Source organism: Ruegeria sp. AH12, assembly GCF_056541465.1.
Genome location: NZ_JBQFYL010000001.1, coordinates 206,257 through 222,148 on the forward strand (window position 1 = coordinate 206,257; position 15,892 = coordinate 222,148).

16 protein-coding genes are annotated in these 15,892 nt (G+C 56.4%); 7 read left to right on the forward strand and 9 right to left on the reverse strand.

Annotation, left to right across the window (positions count from 1 at the left end):
- Positions 1 to 280 precede the first annotated feature (280 nt).
- Positions 281 to 1,585: an adenylosuccinate lyase gene (purB, locus tag ACR0EL_RS01080; RefSeq protein WP_480497476.1), complete on the reverse strand. Its 1,305-nt coding sequence runs from the start codon at positions 1,583 to 1,585 to the stop codon at positions 281 to 283.
- Between the two features lie 89 nt (positions 1,586 to 1,674).
- Between purB and ACR0EL_RS01085 the strand changes: the two genes are divergently transcribed.
- From ACR0EL_RS01085 to ACR0EL_RS01095, 3 genes are all read left to right on the forward strand, one after another.
- A complete protein-coding gene (locus ACR0EL_RS01085; RefSeq protein ID WP_480497477.1) occupies positions 1,675 to 2,007 on the forward strand; it encodes a hypothetical protein in 333 nt (110 codons plus the stop codon).
- Positions 2,004 to 2,426 carry a DUF6314 family protein gene (locus ACR0EL_RS01090; protein ID WP_480497479.1) on the forward strand — a complete coding sequence of 141 codons (423 nt, stop codon included), beginning with the start codon at positions 2,004 to 2,006 and terminating at the stop codon, positions 2,424 to 2,426. Before ACR0EL_RS01085 ends, ACR0EL_RS01090 begins: the two co-directional genes overlap by 4 nt.
- A 75-nt stretch (positions 2,427 to 2,501) precedes the next feature.
- Positions 2,502 to 3,089, forward strand: a complete 588-nt coding sequence (locus tag ACR0EL_RS01095; RefSeq protein ID WP_480497481.1) for a biotin transporter BioY — start codon at positions 2,502 to 2,504, stop codon at positions 3,087 to 3,089.
- A 101-nt stretch (positions 3,090 to 3,190) separates the two neighbouring features.
- Here ACR0EL_RS01095 and ACR0EL_RS01100 read toward each other — a convergent pair whose 3' ends face one another.
- Positions 3,191 to 4,000, reverse strand: coding sequence for a glycosyl transferase (locus tag ACR0EL_RS01100; protein WP_480497482.1), 810 nt, complete (start codon positions 3,998 to 4,000; stop codon positions 3,191 to 3,193).
- Positions 4,001 to 4,050: 50 nt separating this feature from the next.
- Entirely contained in the window at positions 4,051 to 5,268 is a 1,218-nt protein-coding gene (locus ACR0EL_RS01105; RefSeq protein WP_480497484.1) for a bifunctional alpha/beta hydrolase/OsmC family protein, read from the reverse strand.
- A gap of 250 nt (positions 5,269 to 5,518) precedes the next feature.
- Between ACR0EL_RS01105 and ACR0EL_RS01110 the strand changes: the two genes are divergently transcribed.
- Entirely contained in the window at positions 5,519 to 5,713 is a 195-nt protein-coding gene (locus ACR0EL_RS01110; RefSeq protein WP_480497486.1) for a hypothetical protein, read from the forward strand.
- Between the two features lie 8 nt (positions 5,714 to 5,721).
- On the opposite strand, the gene dddP is transcribed toward ACR0EL_RS01110, so the two are convergent.
- Positions 5,722 to 7,062, reverse strand: a complete 1,341-nt coding sequence (gene dddP / locus ACR0EL_RS01115) for a dimethylsulfonioproprionate lyase DddP (RefSeq protein ID WP_480497489.1) — start codon at positions 7,060 to 7,062, stop codon at positions 5,722 to 5,724.
- Between the two features lie 123 nt (positions 7,063 to 7,185).
- Here dddP and ACR0EL_RS01120 point away from each other — a divergent pair, with 123 nt between their 5' ends.
- A complete protein-coding gene (locus tag ACR0EL_RS01120) occupies positions 7,186 to 7,929 on the forward strand; it encodes a heme-dependent oxidative N-demethylase family protein (protein WP_480497491.1) in 744 nt (247 codons plus the stop codon).
- 36 nt (positions 7,930 to 7,965) lie between these two features.
- Here ACR0EL_RS01120 and ACR0EL_RS01125 read toward each other — a convergent pair whose 3' ends face one another.
- From ACR0EL_RS01125 to ACR0EL_RS01145, 5 genes are all read right to left on the reverse strand, one after another.
- On the reverse strand, positions 7,966 to 8,889 hold the full coding sequence (locus ACR0EL_RS01125) for a hypothetical protein (RefSeq protein ID WP_480497493.1): 924 nt from the start codon (positions 8,887 to 8,889) through the stop codon (positions 7,966 to 7,968).
- Between the two features lie 199 nt (positions 8,890 to 9,088).
- Complete coding sequence (locus tag ACR0EL_RS01130; protein WP_480497495.1) at positions 9,089 to 9,880, reverse strand: lytic murein transglycosylase; 792 nt, start codon at positions 9,878 to 9,880, stop codon at positions 9,089 to 9,091.
- 63 nt (positions 9,881 to 9,943) lie between these two features.
- On the reverse strand, positions 9,944 to 10,588 hold the full coding sequence (locus ACR0EL_RS01135; protein ID WP_480497496.1) for an MSMEG_1061 family FMN-dependent PPOX-type flavoprotein: 645 nt from the start codon (positions 10,586 to 10,588) through the stop codon (positions 9,944 to 9,946).
- A 106-nt stretch (positions 10,589 to 10,694) separates the two neighbouring features.
- The gene (glnA, locus tag ACR0EL_RS01140; RefSeq protein WP_170530610.1) at positions 10,695 to 12,101 is read right to left on the reverse strand and encodes a type I glutamate--ammonia ligase; all 1,407 of its coding nucleotides are present in this window, start codon (positions 12,099 to 12,101) and stop codon (positions 10,695 to 10,697) included.
- Between the two features lie 33 nt (positions 12,102 to 12,134).
- Positions 12,135 to 12,473, reverse strand: a complete 339-nt coding sequence (locus tag ACR0EL_RS01145; protein ID WP_050602105.1) for a P-II family nitrogen regulator — start codon at positions 12,471 to 12,473, stop codon at positions 12,135 to 12,137.
- A 169-nt stretch (positions 12,474 to 12,642) separates the two neighbouring features.
- Here ACR0EL_RS01145 and ACR0EL_RS01150 point away from each other — a divergent pair, with 169 nt between their 5' ends.
- Positions 12,643 to 14,295 (forward strand): NAD(P)H-hydrate dehydratase, encoded by a 1,653-nt coding sequence (locus tag ACR0EL_RS01150; protein WP_480497499.1) that lies wholly within the window; start codon positions 12,643 to 12,645, stop codon positions 14,293 to 14,295.
- A gap of 297 nt (positions 14,296 to 14,592) precedes the next feature.
- On the forward strand, positions 14,593 to 15,717 hold the full coding sequence (locus tag ACR0EL_RS01155) for a porin (protein ID WP_480497501.1): 1,125 nt from the start codon (positions 14,593 to 14,595) through the stop codon (positions 15,715 to 15,717).
- The last annotated feature ends 175 nt before the right edge of the window (positions 15,718 to 15,892 follow it).

Genomic DNA, 15,892 nt, shown 5'->3' on the forward strand with positions numbered 1-15,892 from the left:
AGGAAAGAAATTTTTCAGCTGCTGATGATTTTCAGGCAGCTTTGGGTTTCCTGATCCCAGGTTGTCCCTTCGATACAGGATTGGGTTTGCTTGCTATGGCCGCTACAGGCCAGGCTGGCTGAGGCCATGCAAACAAGTGCGATTGAGCAAAATACGGTTCTGATCATGATCTGTCCTCTTCGCGGAAGTATCGCCACCAGACTACCCGATTCCCGTGGATTCATCAAAAAGCTCGGCCAGCATCAGGCTAGCCGGGCTTTTTCTGAGTTATCGCAGGCGCTTATTCGCCAAACACTCGCTCGAAAATCGTATCGACATGTTTGGTGTGATAGCCGAGGTCGAACTTCTCTTCGATTTCCTCGGCGCTCAGCGCAGCGGTGACATCGGCGTCCGCCAGCAGTTCTTCTTTGAAGTCGGTCCGGTGTTCCCAGACTTTCAGCGCGTTGCGTTGAACCATGGCATAGGCATCTTCGCGGCTGACCCCGGCTTGGGTCAGCGCCAGAAGAACCCGCTGACTCATCACAAGGCCGGGGAATTTGTTCATGTTTTCCAGCATGTTTTCGGGGAAGATCAGCATTTTGTCGATCACGCCGGTCAGACGGGCCAGCGCAAAATCCAGAGTGATTGTGGCATCGGGGCCGATCATGCGCTCGACCGAGGAATGCGAGATATCGCGTTCATGCCACAGCGCCACGTTTTCCATCGCCGGGATCACAGCCGCGCGCACCATACGTGCCAGACCGGTCAGGTTCTCGGTCAGAACCGGGTTTTTCTTGTGCGGCATGGCCGAGGAGCCTTTCTGACCCATCGAGAAGAATTCGGCGCCTTCCAGAACTTCGGTCCGCTGCATGTGGCGAATTTCGATGGCGATGTTTTCAATACTGCTGGCGATGACGCCCAGCGTAGCAAAGAACGCCGCGTGACGGTCGCGCGGGATGACCTGTGTGCTGATCGGCTCTGGCACAAGTCCCAACTGGTCGCAGACATGTTCTTCGACACGCGGATCGATATTGGCAAAAGTGCCAACCGCGCCGCTGATCGCGCCAGTGGCGATTTCTGCACGGGCGTCGCGCATGCGGGACAGGTTGCGGTCCATCTCGGCGTAGAAGCGGGCGAAGGTCAGTCCCATGGTGGTCGGTTCGGCATGGATACCGTGGCTGCGGCCAATACGGACGGTATGTTTGTGCTCGATCGCACGGCGTTTCAACGCGGTTAACAAGCCTTCGAGATCGGCGATCAGGATATCGGCGGCACGGGTCAGCTGCACGTTCAGGCAGGTGTCCAGCACATCCGATGATGTCATGCCCTGATGCACAAAACGGGCTTCTTCGCTGCCGACATGTTCAGCCAGGTGGGTCAGGAAGGCGATGACGTCATGCTTGGTGACGGCCTCGATCTCGTCAATCCGGGCCACATCGAATTCCACGTCCTTGGCTTTCCACACCGCGTCGGCGTTCGCACGCGGGATCACGCCCAGATCGGCCATGGCGTCGCAGGCATGAGCCTCAATCTCGTACCAAATGCGGAATTTGGATTCAGGCGACCAGATGGCGACCATATCGGGGCGGGAATAACGTGGAATCATTGGCAGCATCGCCTTATTGTGATTGGGCAGTGGGTGATGTCGCGGGGTTTAAACCTGAGCAGCCACAGGAACAAGACGAGAGTGCAAATATGAGACGGTTTGCCCTGATTCTAGCGATCTGGCCAGGTGTTTTGGCAGCAAGCGAGTTCAGAGAGCTGTCAGGCCCTGAAATACTGGCGGCATTGACCGAGCGAAAGCTGGATTATGGCGGCGGTGTCTGGCAAACCTTCGAGGGCTCGATGCTGACGCAGTACTTCTCGGGTGGACCCAGCGCGGGTCGGTGGGCCGTTCGGGATAATCGCTATTGTTCGCTCTGGCCGCCGTCGGACTTGTGGGCCTGTTACGACGTTCAGCAAAATGGTCAGACGATCCGGTTTATTGATGACGCGGGCAATGCAACAGATGGCGTGTTTGCGGAATGATCCTGCCACGCGATTTGAAGGATTTCGCCGGAAGCTGGCTTCTGACGCGAAAAATCCGCGACAACAAGGCCGGGCAGATTGTGCAGGCCGATGGCATCGCTGATCTAGTGCCAGATGCCAACGGTCTGATCTATAGTGAAGAGGTGACGGTGCGTGTTCCGGGTCAGCCACCGATAAAGGGCACCCGTCGCTATCTATGGCGGTCAGATGGGGATCGCATTTCCGTTTATTTTGACGATGGGCGGTATTTTCATACGCTGAAACTTGGCGAAACCACGGTGACCGATCATCATGATTGCCCCCCTGACAGCTATGATGCAGATTACGATTTCTCGGGATGGCCAATCTGGACAGTCCGTTGGTCCGTGTCTGGACCGCGAAAATCTTATGAAATGGAGACCAAATACACGCTGCGATAGCGTAATCATCTTGCAGCAGACGCCCGGAACAGGCATTGCTGCAGGTGCAAATAAATCCGAACGTGGAGATATGAGATGAACGCAAACGTTTTGGCCAACGCATTTGGCCCACGCGAAGGAACGGCGCTGCGCGTCAAGCAGGTGGCTCTGGTTGTCTTGGGTGTCGCCGCTCTGGCCATCGCCGCAAAGATCAAAGTGCCAATGTGGCCGGTCCCGATGACAATGGGTACCTTTGCCGTTCTGACCATCGGCACAGCCTATGGCGCGCGTCTGGGTCTGGTCACCATGATGGGCTATCTGCTGGTCGGTGCTTTGGGCTTTGACGTTTTTGCCGGTTCGTCGGCTGAGAAATTTGGCCTGACCTACATGATGGGCGGCACGGGCGGCTATCTGGTTGGCTATCTGCTGGCCACCGTCATGCTGGGCGCCTTGGCCGCACGTGGTTGGGACCGGTCGGTTGGCAAACTGGCATTCGCACTGCTTTTGGCCAACGTACTGATCTATGTTCCCGGTCTGCTGTGGCTGGGTCAGCTGTATGGTTGGGATAAGCCGATCCTTGAATGGGGTCTGACACCGTTCCTGGCAGGGGATGCGATCAAGCTGGCTTTGGCTGCGCTGCTGATCCCTGCGGTTTGGAAACTGGTTGGAAACGCGCGCGGCTAACCGCGATTGCCATTTTCAATCTGAATGACCCGCGCCGGAGAGATCCGGCGCGGTTTTTTTGTTTTTTGAGATTTTTTAAAGTCTACAAAAGCAAGTCGAAACTAGTTGCGCTCGGCCTGATCCCAGATCCGGGCCACCCAGTTCGCAGGTCGAAAGTACTGTCGCATCGCGCGGAGTTTGTGCTTTGACCTGAGCGCCCTCAGGATATGCTGTTTCGGGGGCAGGTGTGGAACCGCGTCGTTATACTGCCCTTTGATCGCGTCCGGCGGGTTCAGCGACCCGGCAAAGATGACCACGCGGGTGCCTTTGGGTGGGCGCGTGTCTTTGAAGTAGTTCAGTGGGAAAGTTGGAATGCACTCGATCCGGAAATGACGCACCCATCCGGTCGGCCAGAACTTCACGCCGTTTGGAGCATTCTTCGTGACAAAATGCTGTTCGAACCGGTATTTGTCGGCCACGCCCTGAGGGTCAGCCGCAAAGACATCCTGAAGCGATGCAAGGGCACCAACGGGCATGCGGTAGATTGAGGTTTGACCCAGCCGGTTTAGAGGCTTGGCTACGTTGCGCGCCAGGACGACATCCTGAGGATCACCAAATTCAAAGAACGGGTCCAAAGAACCCGTGATCGCAACATCCAGATCCAGGAACAGAAATGGGCCCTTTATATCGGCCAGTTCAGCAGCCCAAAGCCTGGATTTTGGCCATTGTCCGATGGTGCGTTCGGGCATAAAGCCCGGCATTTCGGGCAAGTCAAAACATTCAACGCCGGGGTCGACCCCTTCGCGCGTGTCTGTAAAGGCGACAAACCGAAAGGGCGGCGTCGTGTTCGCGCAGACCATCCGGTAAAGGCGGTTGATATAGGGGGCACCGTAGCGCGTGCCCCAGTTGATGCAAACGATCTGTTTGTCCATACGCCTGCCGCTTACTGCCTAATAAAGCGGCCTTGTGACAGCTATTCCAATCAGTTGTCAATCAATATGGTCGTGACAAGTGCCGAGCCTTCCAGCGTTCTGTGCACCGGGCATTTATCGGCAATTTCCAGCAGCCGTTCCTTTTGTTCCTGGGTCAATGGGCCCTGCAATCGGATTTTCCGGTTGAACTGATCCACTTTGCCTTCGTTTGCCAGCCCTGCATCCTGTGCATGAACTTTGTCATGACAGACATCCACACTGATCCCGGTCAAGGGCCACCGTTTGCGTCGCGCATACATGCGAATGGTCATCGAGGTGCAGGCCCCAAGCCCGGACGAAACGAACCCATAAGGCGACATGCCGCGATCTGTGCCGCCATATGAGACGGGTTCATCCGCTACGGCATGATGGCGCGGTCCGGCCTGAATATCCTGCAAAAACCCATCCGGGTCTGCTTCGGTCACGCGAATAACGCCTTCGGGCGCGCCGGGAGGCGGGGCCGGGGGCCGCAGGGGCACGTATCGCGATACCCACGCAGCGATCACATCCGCCGCATACTCCGCATCTGCGGCACGGGTGATCAAGTGATCGGCGTTATCAAGCGTCACAAAGCTTTTGGGATGCTTGGCGGCCAGAAAGATGGTGCTGGCGTTGTCGATACCGACGGTTTCATCCAGGGGTGCATGAAGGATCAACAGGGCGGCTTTCAACTCTGCCACCGAGGGTGTCAGGGCCGTCTCAGCGATGTCGTCTACAAAGGCTTTGCCAATGCGGAACGGTCGACCACCCAGCGAGACCTCGGCGCTGCCTTCCTTCTGTATCTCGGTCAAAGCCTGTTCGAAATGGTGCGAAACATGGCTGGGATCAGCAGGGGCCCCCAGCGTGACCACCGCTTTGACCGATGGGATACCCGCGCGGGCGCGCAGCACAGCGGCTCCCCCTAGTGAATGGCCAATCAGCAGGGCTGGGGCCATGTTTCGGCCAGCCAGATAGGTCGCCGCCGCAATCAGGTCTTCGACATTCGATGTGAAAGTGGTGTTGGAAAACTCGCCCTCGGAATGCCCCAGACCGGTGAAATCGAACCGCAGCACTGCGATTCCCATCGCCGCCAATCGGGCTGAGACCCGGCGCGCGGCAGGGATATCTTTGGAACAGGTGAAGCAATGGGCAAACAGGGCCGTCGCCAGAACCGGACCATCGGGTAAATCCAGCCGAGCGGCAAGTTGGCCGCCATCATGACCGGCAAAGGTGATGCGTTCCGTAGGCATTTCGGCTCCTTCCATTGGGGGCGTTTGCAATATTGCGATCATGCAGGGCCTGCCACAACCTATATGTCAAAGGCGTCACGGTAAGGTGAGGGACTGCCGTAAGGTTGGCGACGGGTTTGAGGTCCGCCATCGAAACCGGAAGATAAGTCATTCATTCCGTTTTGTGATGTATAGTCAGTCAAACATTCGTTTTAATTACTTCACATAAAGACCCATCTTCCCGCTATCGAAACCATAGCCGGAGGGAAACATGGTAGATATTACAGCAAAGCCAAATGCACCCTGGGTTGGCATGGAACGGCTGGTCGCACTTATTCTAGCCGTCGTCTTGGGGTTCGCACTGGGCCAGTCTTTGTCACTTAGCGAGAATGAGCGTTCTGATACAATCAGCCCGCCCGTCGAAGACTGGCATGGCAATGTGCGGCGGTCGACCTGGCCTGACTAACCGGGTTACTACAGCCCCATAAGCTGGGCATCAAACGGATATCGCGTCAGGTTTTCGTAGCCATCTTCGGTTATGAGAACCTGGTCTTCCAGCTTGATCGAGAAATCGCCGCCCACCTCGCCAACCGCGGCCTCGACACACAAAACCATGCCGGGTTCCAGCGGATAGTCATAAGCCCCTGCAACCGCCTTGTCCGAGTAGGCGACAAGTGGCCATTCATCGCAGAGGCCAACGCCGTGCATCAGGCAGCCGTATTTCTGGGCCTGAAACTTATCATCCAGCCGATGCGAATTCGCTGTCAACTCGGGGATCATGACGCCGGGTTTCAGCATCTCCATATTGGTCATGATATGCTCATGTGCATGTTGCATGGCATAGACCATATCGGCGCGCGGCTTCCGATCGCCGATCCACCAAGTGCGTGAAATATCGACGCAAATCCCGTAGGATCCGATGAGGTCGGTGTCGAAAGCAATGATCTCATTTTGCTGGGTGATCCGGGGCCCGCATTCCTGAAACCAGGGGTTTGTGCGTTGGCCCGACGCCAGCAGGCGTGTCTCGATCCATTCACCACCGCGGCGGATGTTTTCGGCATGCAGAACGGCCCAGATGTCATCTTCCGATGTCTTCCCATCGCCCACATTGGCGCGGGCAAAGGCTTCCATCTCGGCCACGGCGGTTTCACAGGCATGGCTGGCACAGCGCATGGCCAGGATTTCATCGGGTCCTTTGATTGCGCGGGTTTTCTCGGTCAGCTCTTCGCCTTCCATGATCTCAAAACCCTGTGCCTCAAGCGCGCGCAGCCCGTGCAGCATGATTTTATCAACGGCCAGCCGTTTGTTGCCGCCGCCATGTTCCTCGATCAGTACCCGCACCTCGTTCGAGAACACATCGGCGGCCACATCCACCTTGTCGCCACGGTCAAAGTAAAACAAGTCCGCGCCCGACCGCTGTTCGCGGACCAGAGGGTTGAAGGTGGAGAGGAAGGGGGAGTTCTTGTAGTCCCAGATCACCATATAGCCATCGGCACACAGCAGGACCGCACGGAACGGGTTGTGGGTGTTCCACAGCTGCATATTGGTGCTGTCGGTCGCGTAACGGATGTTCAGCGGATCGAAAATCAGCAAACCACCATAACCGCGATCTACGATAGCCTGCGTTAGGCGTTTCCACCGAAAAGCGCGCATCTGGTCCAGATTGGGCAGCGCGAGCCCTGCTGCTGACCATTCGTCAAAGGCCAGCTGGGTGGGTCCGATCTCGATTCTGTCGTTGTCATTCGGTGTGCCATCGCCCAGCGTTTCGCCACGAGTTGGGTCGATTTTACGGGTATCCCGATAGTGTTGATTCACAGCGCGCCTCCCTCAGATTGAGGCAATCTTGTTGAGACGGTCGAAAGACGTCGCAGAAGATTGCGACCGCCCGCTTGTCGTTTTTTGACCGACATTCGAGAAATTCAATGATAGCTGGTTTTCATGAGCGTGATCCTGCAAAAGAAAATTCCTTACGATCCGACGGACTTACGCGCCTTGCCGGGCATCCAGCCGACACAGATGCAGGATTGGCTGTATCAGGATGATGCCTTTGCGGCGCAGATGAATAGACGCGCGGCGCTGCTGAGTGAACGTCGTGACGATGTGCTGGCGCTGGACCCGCAGGCAGAAGAGGCCGCGCAGGAGTTGTTGGCGCTGGTTCTGGCAACGGCTTACCCCGGTGCAACTGATCACGTAGTACGGCCTGACGGGGTGCGCGTTGAAATTGATACGGCACGACCGATGGATACGCTCTGCCTGTTGGTGCAAGAGGATTTCTGCATCCTTCAAAAGCATGGGAACGAACACGTTCTAACAGGTGCGATTCTGTGCTTTCCGGCCAGCTGGCGCCTGTCGGAAAAATTCATGCGGCCTTTGGTGGATATTCATATCCCCGTTGACAGCTATGATGACAACATTGCGCGGCGCGTGCAGCGTCTGTTTGATGGGATAAAGCCTGACCGCCCGCTGTGGCGCTTCAATGCGCTTTGGTATGAAGACCCCGAGCTTTACCAGCCGCGCAGCGCCAGTACCCCGCGTGAAAAGCCCGAGGAGGGGACAACCTCGTACCTACGTAGCGAGCGCCAAACCTTGCTGCGTTTGCCGCGCACCGGGGCAGTTGTGTTTTCGATCCACACCTATGTTCTGGCCGCAGACAGCCTGCCAAAAATGGAAAACCCCGCCTGACGGCGGGGCCTCCAAGGAGGGTCTTCGGTAATTCGGTTACATGCCCAGGACGTTGGCCACGTCGGCAAAGGCATTGCTGGCATTGAGCGCTACGATGGCAAAGGAAAAGACCAGAACCTGCGTGTTTAGCCGGAAGTCTTCACCCCGGATCAGATTAACGGCTGCCATCGAACAGGCGATGGGCATGGAAACGCTGGCAATCACGCCCGTTACACACCAACTGCTGAGCCGCAGGATGTCGCTTGGGCGGTCTTCGTCTTCGGTATTGTCTTGGATCTGCTCAAAAGGTTTGTTTTCGTTTGATGGCGGCTCCAGCGTCTCATCCGCGCGAAACGCGATGCTCAGTAGCTGGTCATCGGTCAGCTGGATCGGGCGGGCAGACGGGTTCGAGACCGCGATCTGTTCGTCGGGCTCGGGTATATCCACACCCGCGAATTGGCCGGATATTGATTGGAAAATCTGTTTTCTGTCTCGGGATTTTCCGGGCGCCAGAGTGTCAAACGCACTCATGAACTGTTCGAGCGTCAAAACAGTACGCGGCGACAGCCATTCGACGCGACGGGTCGAGCAGATATCGACCATGCGATATAGCATGACCGCCAGCATCAGCTCTGAAATCTCCGGATCGTCCAGTACAGGAGAGACCGGCGAGACAGTGATCTGCATCCTGTTCTGCGGGCGCGTGGCAATGCGGCGACGCGGCGCTGTTTTCAACCCCACCACCCGATCCAGGCGGTCGTGATGGGTGTCCGCGTTCGCGGCCTCGCGCTTAAGCGTCAGGCGCACCAGATACTGGCTTGAGACGATGCTGGCCTCTGTGTGATTCAGCATCGCTTTGCGCTCGATCAGGTGACCGTAATCCTGAAGTGTTGTCGCGACGATCGAACTAAACCGTTCGATTGCGCCATCGGCGTCGCCATCGAATTGCAGGCCGCCATGATAACTGCGGTTCTGAGCCACGGGAGTTTCCTTTGTCGCTTTCGTTGCAAATGAAAGGTTAACAACCGTTTTTGGGTAGAATTTGACGAAAAGTGCAAAAAAATCGAAAAATCCAATGATTGATTACGCTTTGGAAACCAATAAAATAAGGGGTTTTTGCGACCGCTGTGGCGACATTGTGGCGAAATTGCGTAAATCACGTGTTGCGCACATGACTGGGCTATTGGTCGATTCGGGCGGCCATGATGGCGATGGATTGCTGATAAACCGTGGCCGCGTTCCACTGTTCGATAACAGCGAAATTGGGCTGCCCCGGCTGATAGCCGCGCCCCGGTTTCCACCCTTTTTTGCGCAGGAAATTGGCGGTTGAGGCCATTGCATCCGTCAGGTTGTAAAAATCCACGCGGCGATCCCCAGTGGCATCCACACCGTATTTCAGAGCATTGCCTGGCAGGAACTGGGTATGGCCCAGCTCGCCATGTTTTGCCCCTTTTGTCGCCATCGTGATACTGCCCTGATCGACCAGTTTCAGTGCCCCAATTGCATGGGGAACGAAGAACTCGGATCGGCGACAATCATAGGCCAGAGTGGTTATTGCTGACACGACTTGGCTGTCGCCCATGAAATTGCCAAAGCCGGTTTCCATGCCGTGGATGGCAATCAGAACGCCTGCTGGCACGCCGTATTGCTGTTCAAGCGCAGCGTAAAACTGCGGGTTCCGCGCTTTGCGTTTGCGCCCTTGGGCAACAATCGCGTCTGCGCCGCGCACACGCATGAATTTGTCCAGCGAATATCTGAAACTCTTCTGGTTCCGGTCCGCCGCGATGGTTCTTGTGGCGTATTGCGTCTGTGCCAGCGCTTGAAGGCCCTTCTTTTTCACTCCTGCCTTTCTGGCCTCTTTGGCGAAATCGGCTTTCCAATCGTCGAACCCGGCATTGGTATTTCCGCAAGGGGCCGCAAGGCCAAGCGTCGGTGCAGACAGGGCGAGCGTGAGGCTTAGAATGCGCAACATCAAGTCAATTCCTTTGTACAATCTGCATCAAGGCTAAACGCCAACCGTCCCCTGTCAAAGGCGTTAATACAGGTCCAACTCGCCTGCTTGCTTGAGGTCTTCGAACCATTCATCAGGCGTTTTGCCGATCTTGGCGTGTTTGACCATCATCGCGTTCATGTTCGGCAGCTCCGAGGAGTCTGGCCAGTTCTCCGGCTGCCAGAGGTTGGCGCGGATGACGCATTTGGGGCAGTGGGCAAAGGCGGTTTCGACATGGACCAGCAGCGCCAGTTTGGGCGCTTTGCTGTTGACGGCCATGGTCCCCAACAGCGTCTCATCCGCACAGATACGCGCCGTGCCGCGAAGGCGCAGCGTCTCGATCTTTCCGGGGACAAAGAAGATCACACTGACGCGTGGGTCTTTCAGAACGTTGTGAAAGGTATCGACGCGCTTGTTGCCGGGGCGGTCAGGGATGGCAAGAAAGTTGTCAGAGATGACGTGCACGAACCCTTCGGGGTCGCCACGCGGCGAGATATCAAGATACCCGTCCGGATTGGCAGATGCGATCAAGCAGAAGGTGGACCTGTCGACGAAGTCCCTGCACATCTGATCCAGAGCCGGCAATTCCTTTGCGATGATCTGAGGCAATGGCACGCCGGAGATGCCTTCCAGCTGTTCTGCCGAGGTCACATAATCCGTGAATTGCGCGAACGGGTCATCGGATGACATATGCTCTCTCCCAACCTGTTTTGGCGGCCAGTTTGAAAGATCACGACAAACGAAACAAGGGCGCCCGAATGGACGCCCTTGCAGATAGATGTAACCCAGTGCCGGATCAGCAGCTGTAGTACATGCCGTATTCTACCGGGTGCGGTGTGTGCTCGTAGGTTTCGACCTCTTCCATCTTCAGTGCGATGTAGCCGTCGATCTGGTCCTTGGTGAACACGTCGCCCTGCAGAAGGAAGTCGTGATCGGATGCCAGAGCTTCCAGAGCCTCGCGCAGCGAACCGCAAACGGTTGGGATGTCGGCCAGTTCTTCGGCAGGCAGATCGTACAAGTTCTTATCCATGGCCTCGCCCGGATCGATCTTGTTCTTGATGCCGTCCAGACCAGCCATCAGCAGCGCAGCAAACGCCAGGTAGGGGTTCGCAGCCGGATCCGGGAAGCGGGCCTCGACGCGCTTGGCTTTCGGGCTTTCGGTCCACGGAATACGGACACAACCCGAACGGTTGCGGGCCGAGTAGGCGCGCAGAACCGGGGCCTCAAAACCCGGGATCAGACGCTTGTAGCTGTTGGTCGACGGGTTGGTGAAGGCGTTCAGGGTCTTGGCGTGCTTCAGAACACCGCCGATGAAGTACAGCGCTTCGTCCGACAGATCGGCGTATTTGTCGCCTGCGAACAGCGGCTTGCCGTCTTTCCAGATCGACATGTTCACGTGCATGCCGGTGCCGTTGTCACCTGCGATGGGCTTCGGCATGAAGGTTGCCGATTTGCCGTAGGCGTGAGCTACGTTGTGGATGACATACTTGTACTTCTGCAGCTCGTCGGCTTGCTTGGTCAGGCTGTCAAAGATCAGACCCAGCTCGTGCTGGCACGAGGCAACCTCGTGATGATGCTTGTCGACCTTCATGCCCAGACGTTTCATGGTCGACAGCATTTCCGACCGCAGGTCCTGGCTTTCATCAATCGGGTTTACCGGGAAGTAACCACCCTTGACGCCCGGACGATGGCCCATGTTGCCCATTTCGTACTCGGTGTCGGTGTTCCAGGACGCGTCGGTGGCATCCACTTCGTAGGACACCTTGTTGATGCTGTTCGAGAAGCGGACATCGTCAAACAGGAAGAATTCGGCCTCGGGCCCCATATAGGCCACATCACCGATGCCCGAAGACTTCAGGTAGGCTTCGGCTTTTTCAGCGGTGCCACGCGGGTCGCGCTCATACGCTTCACCAGTGTCGGGCTCTACAACCGAGCAGTGCAGGCAAATGGTCTTTTCCGCATAGAACGGATCGACATAAGCGCTGTCAGTATCGGGCATCAGTTTCATGTCAGATGCTTCGATTGATTTCCAGCCCGCGATGGACGACCCGTCGAACATGAAGCCTTCTTCGAGGAAGTCTTCGTCAACCTGATCGGCCATAACGGTCACGTGCTGAAGTTTGCCGCGCGGGTCGGTAAAGCGGATGTCGACATATTCTGCGTCTTCATCGCGGATCAGCTGAAGAACTGCGTCCTTGCTCATACTATCTATTCCTCTGGTTTGAAGATGGGTGTGTTACAGCGCGTCCGAGCCGGTTTCGCCGGTACGGATGCGGATGGCTTGTTCAACGGGTGAGACAAAGATCTTACCGTCGCCGATCTTGTCGGTTTTTGCGGCCGAAACGATGGCTTCGATGGCGGCGTCGACCTGATCGTCGTCCAGCACCACCTCGACCTTCACTTTGGGCAGGAAGTCGACCACATATTCAGCACCACGGTACAGTTCCGTGTGACCTTTCTGGCGGCCAAAGCCCTTAACCTCGATCACGCTGAGGCCCTGGACGCCGACGTCCTGCAATGCCTCTTTCACTTCGTCCAGTTTGAACGGCTTGATGATCGCTTCGATCTTTTTCATCCCGGCTCACCTCGCATGGTTGTCAGACCCGCAGTGATCACGTCTAAATCGGGGGGGCAATGTGATTGCGGATTTGGCTTGTTTCGGATGGATGGAATCTTGGCGGCGGGTTAAGTTTTGTGCAACTTGCACAAAAAGTAATCACAATTGAATCGCATGAGGGTTCGGGATGGTGGAATTGCTGACGGCGGCGCAGATGCGGGCGATTGAACAGGCGGCCATCGAGTCCGGTAAAGTCACCGGGCTGGAGTTGATGGAGCGTGCCGGGCAGGGCGTTGTTGAGGCGATCTTTGAGGAATGGCCGGAGTTGACGGATCGAGGGGCCAGCCCCTCGAGCTCCCCGGGATATTTGGGGCCAGATGAAGAGGATCCCCTGCGTGCCGTGGTGTTGTGTGGGCCGGGGAACAATGGCGGTGACGGGTTTGTTGTCGCGCGGTTGTTGCGAGAGCGGGGATGGGAGGTTGAGGTTTTTCTGTATGGCGATCCCCTTAAATTGCCACCGGATGCGCGGATGAACTATGAGCGGTGGATAAGCATCGGAGAGGCAAATCCCCCATCAAAGTTGCCAACTGATACTTGCCTTAAGCTGATCGATGTTTTTTCGAAGGCAGAGGTTCCAACGGTTTTCGTGGATGCTGTGTTCGGTACCGGACTTTCAAAGCCGCTTTCCAAAAGCACTTTCGAGTTTGATTTACTTATGCAAAACCTGATCTCTCATGAGAATGTCAAACGGGTGGCAGTCGATGTTCCTTCGGGCTTGTGTTCGGATAGCGGAAAGCAAATTGGTCACAGTTATCGTGCAGAATTGACCGTTTCGTTTCACGCATTAAAGGATGGCCATGTTCTTGGAATGGGGCCTGATGTTTGCGGAAAAGTCGTCGTCAAATCCATTGGTCTTGAAAGAAAAGGATTGTTTGAGAGAGCTTCTGATCCAGTGCAGTTGATCGAAATCGATCTGGACTCGGATTGCGATGTGTCTTCAGAAACTCGAGAGCTCACCAAGTCTGCGTCGTCTCACAAATACTCCCACGGCCATGCACTGATCCTGTCCGGCGGTCCCGGCAAAACAGGCGCAGCCCGGTTGGTGGCGCGGGGGGCTTTGCGGATCGGGGCAGGGCTGGTGACGCTGGGTGTACCTCCCTCGGCGCAGATGGAGGTTGCGACGCAAGTCACGGCGATCATGTTGCAGCGGGTTGAAGGTGCAGATGGGTTGTCCGAGGTGTTGCTGGACGAACGGCTTAACGCTTTGTGTCTTGGCCCCGGTCTAGGTTTAGAACGTGCGCGCGAACTCGTGCCGGTTGCCTTGGAGGCTAGGCGCGCAACGGTTTTGGACGCGGATGCTTTGACCGCTTTTGGAGATGACCCCGCTGCACTGTTCGCGCAACTGCACAAGAACTGTGTACTGACCCCTCATGGGGGCGAGTTTGCGCGTTTGTTTCCGGACATCTCGGAAAAACTAAACGCTGTGCCAATCAAAGGTCCGGCCTATTCCAAGGTTGATGCGACGCGAGAGGCCGCTCAACGGGCAGGGTGCATTGTGCTGTTTAAAGGACCAGACACGGTGATCGCAAACCCGGACGGGCAATGTTCTATCAATGCCGCGGTTTATGAACGCGGGGCCCCTTGGCTGGCAACAGCTGGGTCAGGCGATGTCTTGGCCGGGTTTATCACTGGTTTGCTTGCACGCGGTTTCGGCCCGATGCAGGCTGCTGAAAGCGCAGCCTGGCTTCATGTGGAATGTGCCCGACAGTTCGGGCCGGGCCTGATCGCCGAGGACTTGCCTGAGCAACTGCCGGCCGTGTTTCGGACACTGGAGACGTGAAGGCAATTAGCGGGTTTTGGCCGTGATCGCCAAGAAATAACGGTTTTATAGTGTCGCCGATCGCTGGGTGATGCCTGGGATTTGCATGAGCCACCGCAAAGGTGCAAACTTGCCTTGGTGGATCAAAAGAGACACCACGCAATTCCAAGCTAGTGATCAAAAAAATATTTATGCCCACATCTGTGGGATTTGGCAGCTGAATCGACGGCGGGCGACCCGGAACCCTCATCACCGGAAACACATGTTTTTGTGATTGTCTGGGCAGTACCAAAACCTAAGCCATTGATGGTGATTGATATGAACTCTTATTTCAAACCAACATCCGCTGCCGCCATTGTGGTCACAGCCACTGCGACCTCGGCAATCGCCGAATTGAAGTATGAAAACAACAGTGGCGGTTATGTCGAACTGTATGGTCAGTTCAACCCGGCGCTGATCTCGGTCGACGATGGGCAGGAAACCGAAACCCGCGTGCTGGACAATGATCTGTCCAACAGCCGGGTTGGCCTGCGTCTGATGCAGCCCTTCGGGACCAACGAATTCACGTTCCGGTTTGAAACCGGGTTAGGTTTGCCCGGATCGGCATCAGCTGATCAGTTCGGCACCAACAGCGATGGGTGGTCGCGTGAGGATATCCGACATGTGGATTTCGCGCTGAAAGGGGGATGGGGCAAATTCTCGGCCGGACAGGGCAGCATGGCCTCGGACGGGGCGGCTGAGGTGGACCTGACCTATGTCGGTACGGCGCTTTATTCCTTTACCAATGATGAGAATTCCAGCTTCTTCTATCGTGGCACTGATGGCGTTCTGAGTGACATCACAATCGGAGACAGTAGCAGCAACTTCGATGGGTCCCGGCGCGGCCGCATTCGCTATGACACGCCAGATTTCAACGGGTTTTCAGCCGCCATCGCCTATGGCCAGAACATTCTGTCCAGCAGTGATGATGATGACTACTACGATATCAGCCTTGGATATCAATCCACCTTTGCTGGCGGCGCTGAAGTCAAAGCCGCGCTGGCCTATGCCGTGCGGTCGCGTGATGACAATTCCGGGGACCGCAAGGATACGATCGGATCCGCGTCGGTTCTGTTGCCCAGCGGGTTAGGCGTTACATTCGCGGCTGGTACCCGGGATGAAGATGAGGCTGGCGTCTCGGACCCCAGCTTCTGGTATGGAAAGCTGTCATATGAAGGCGATTGGATAGCCTGGGGAAAAACCGGTCTCGGTATTGACTACTATGACGGCTCGGACTTCGAGACCGATGGCTCTAGTACCCAGGCCTGGGGGATCGCTGTGGTTCAGCGGATCGACAGCATCAATACCGATGCCTACCTGAAATACCGCAATCACGATTTTGATGACGGGACTTCGTTCGACAAGAATGCGGCTTGGGTTTTGGGCGCGCGCTGGCGGTTCTAAAAGCACGTTCTGAAGGAATGCACTGGCCCCGCTTTGATACTGAGCGTTTTTTCGTTGCAGACACCCTAAAACCGGGGTGATCGGGCCTTTGACCCCTTGCACGCGGGCGGCTGTGCAAATAGAAGGCGTCAAATTTGCCCGGCGCGCCCGTGTTGCGCGCCCCGAATCCTATGGG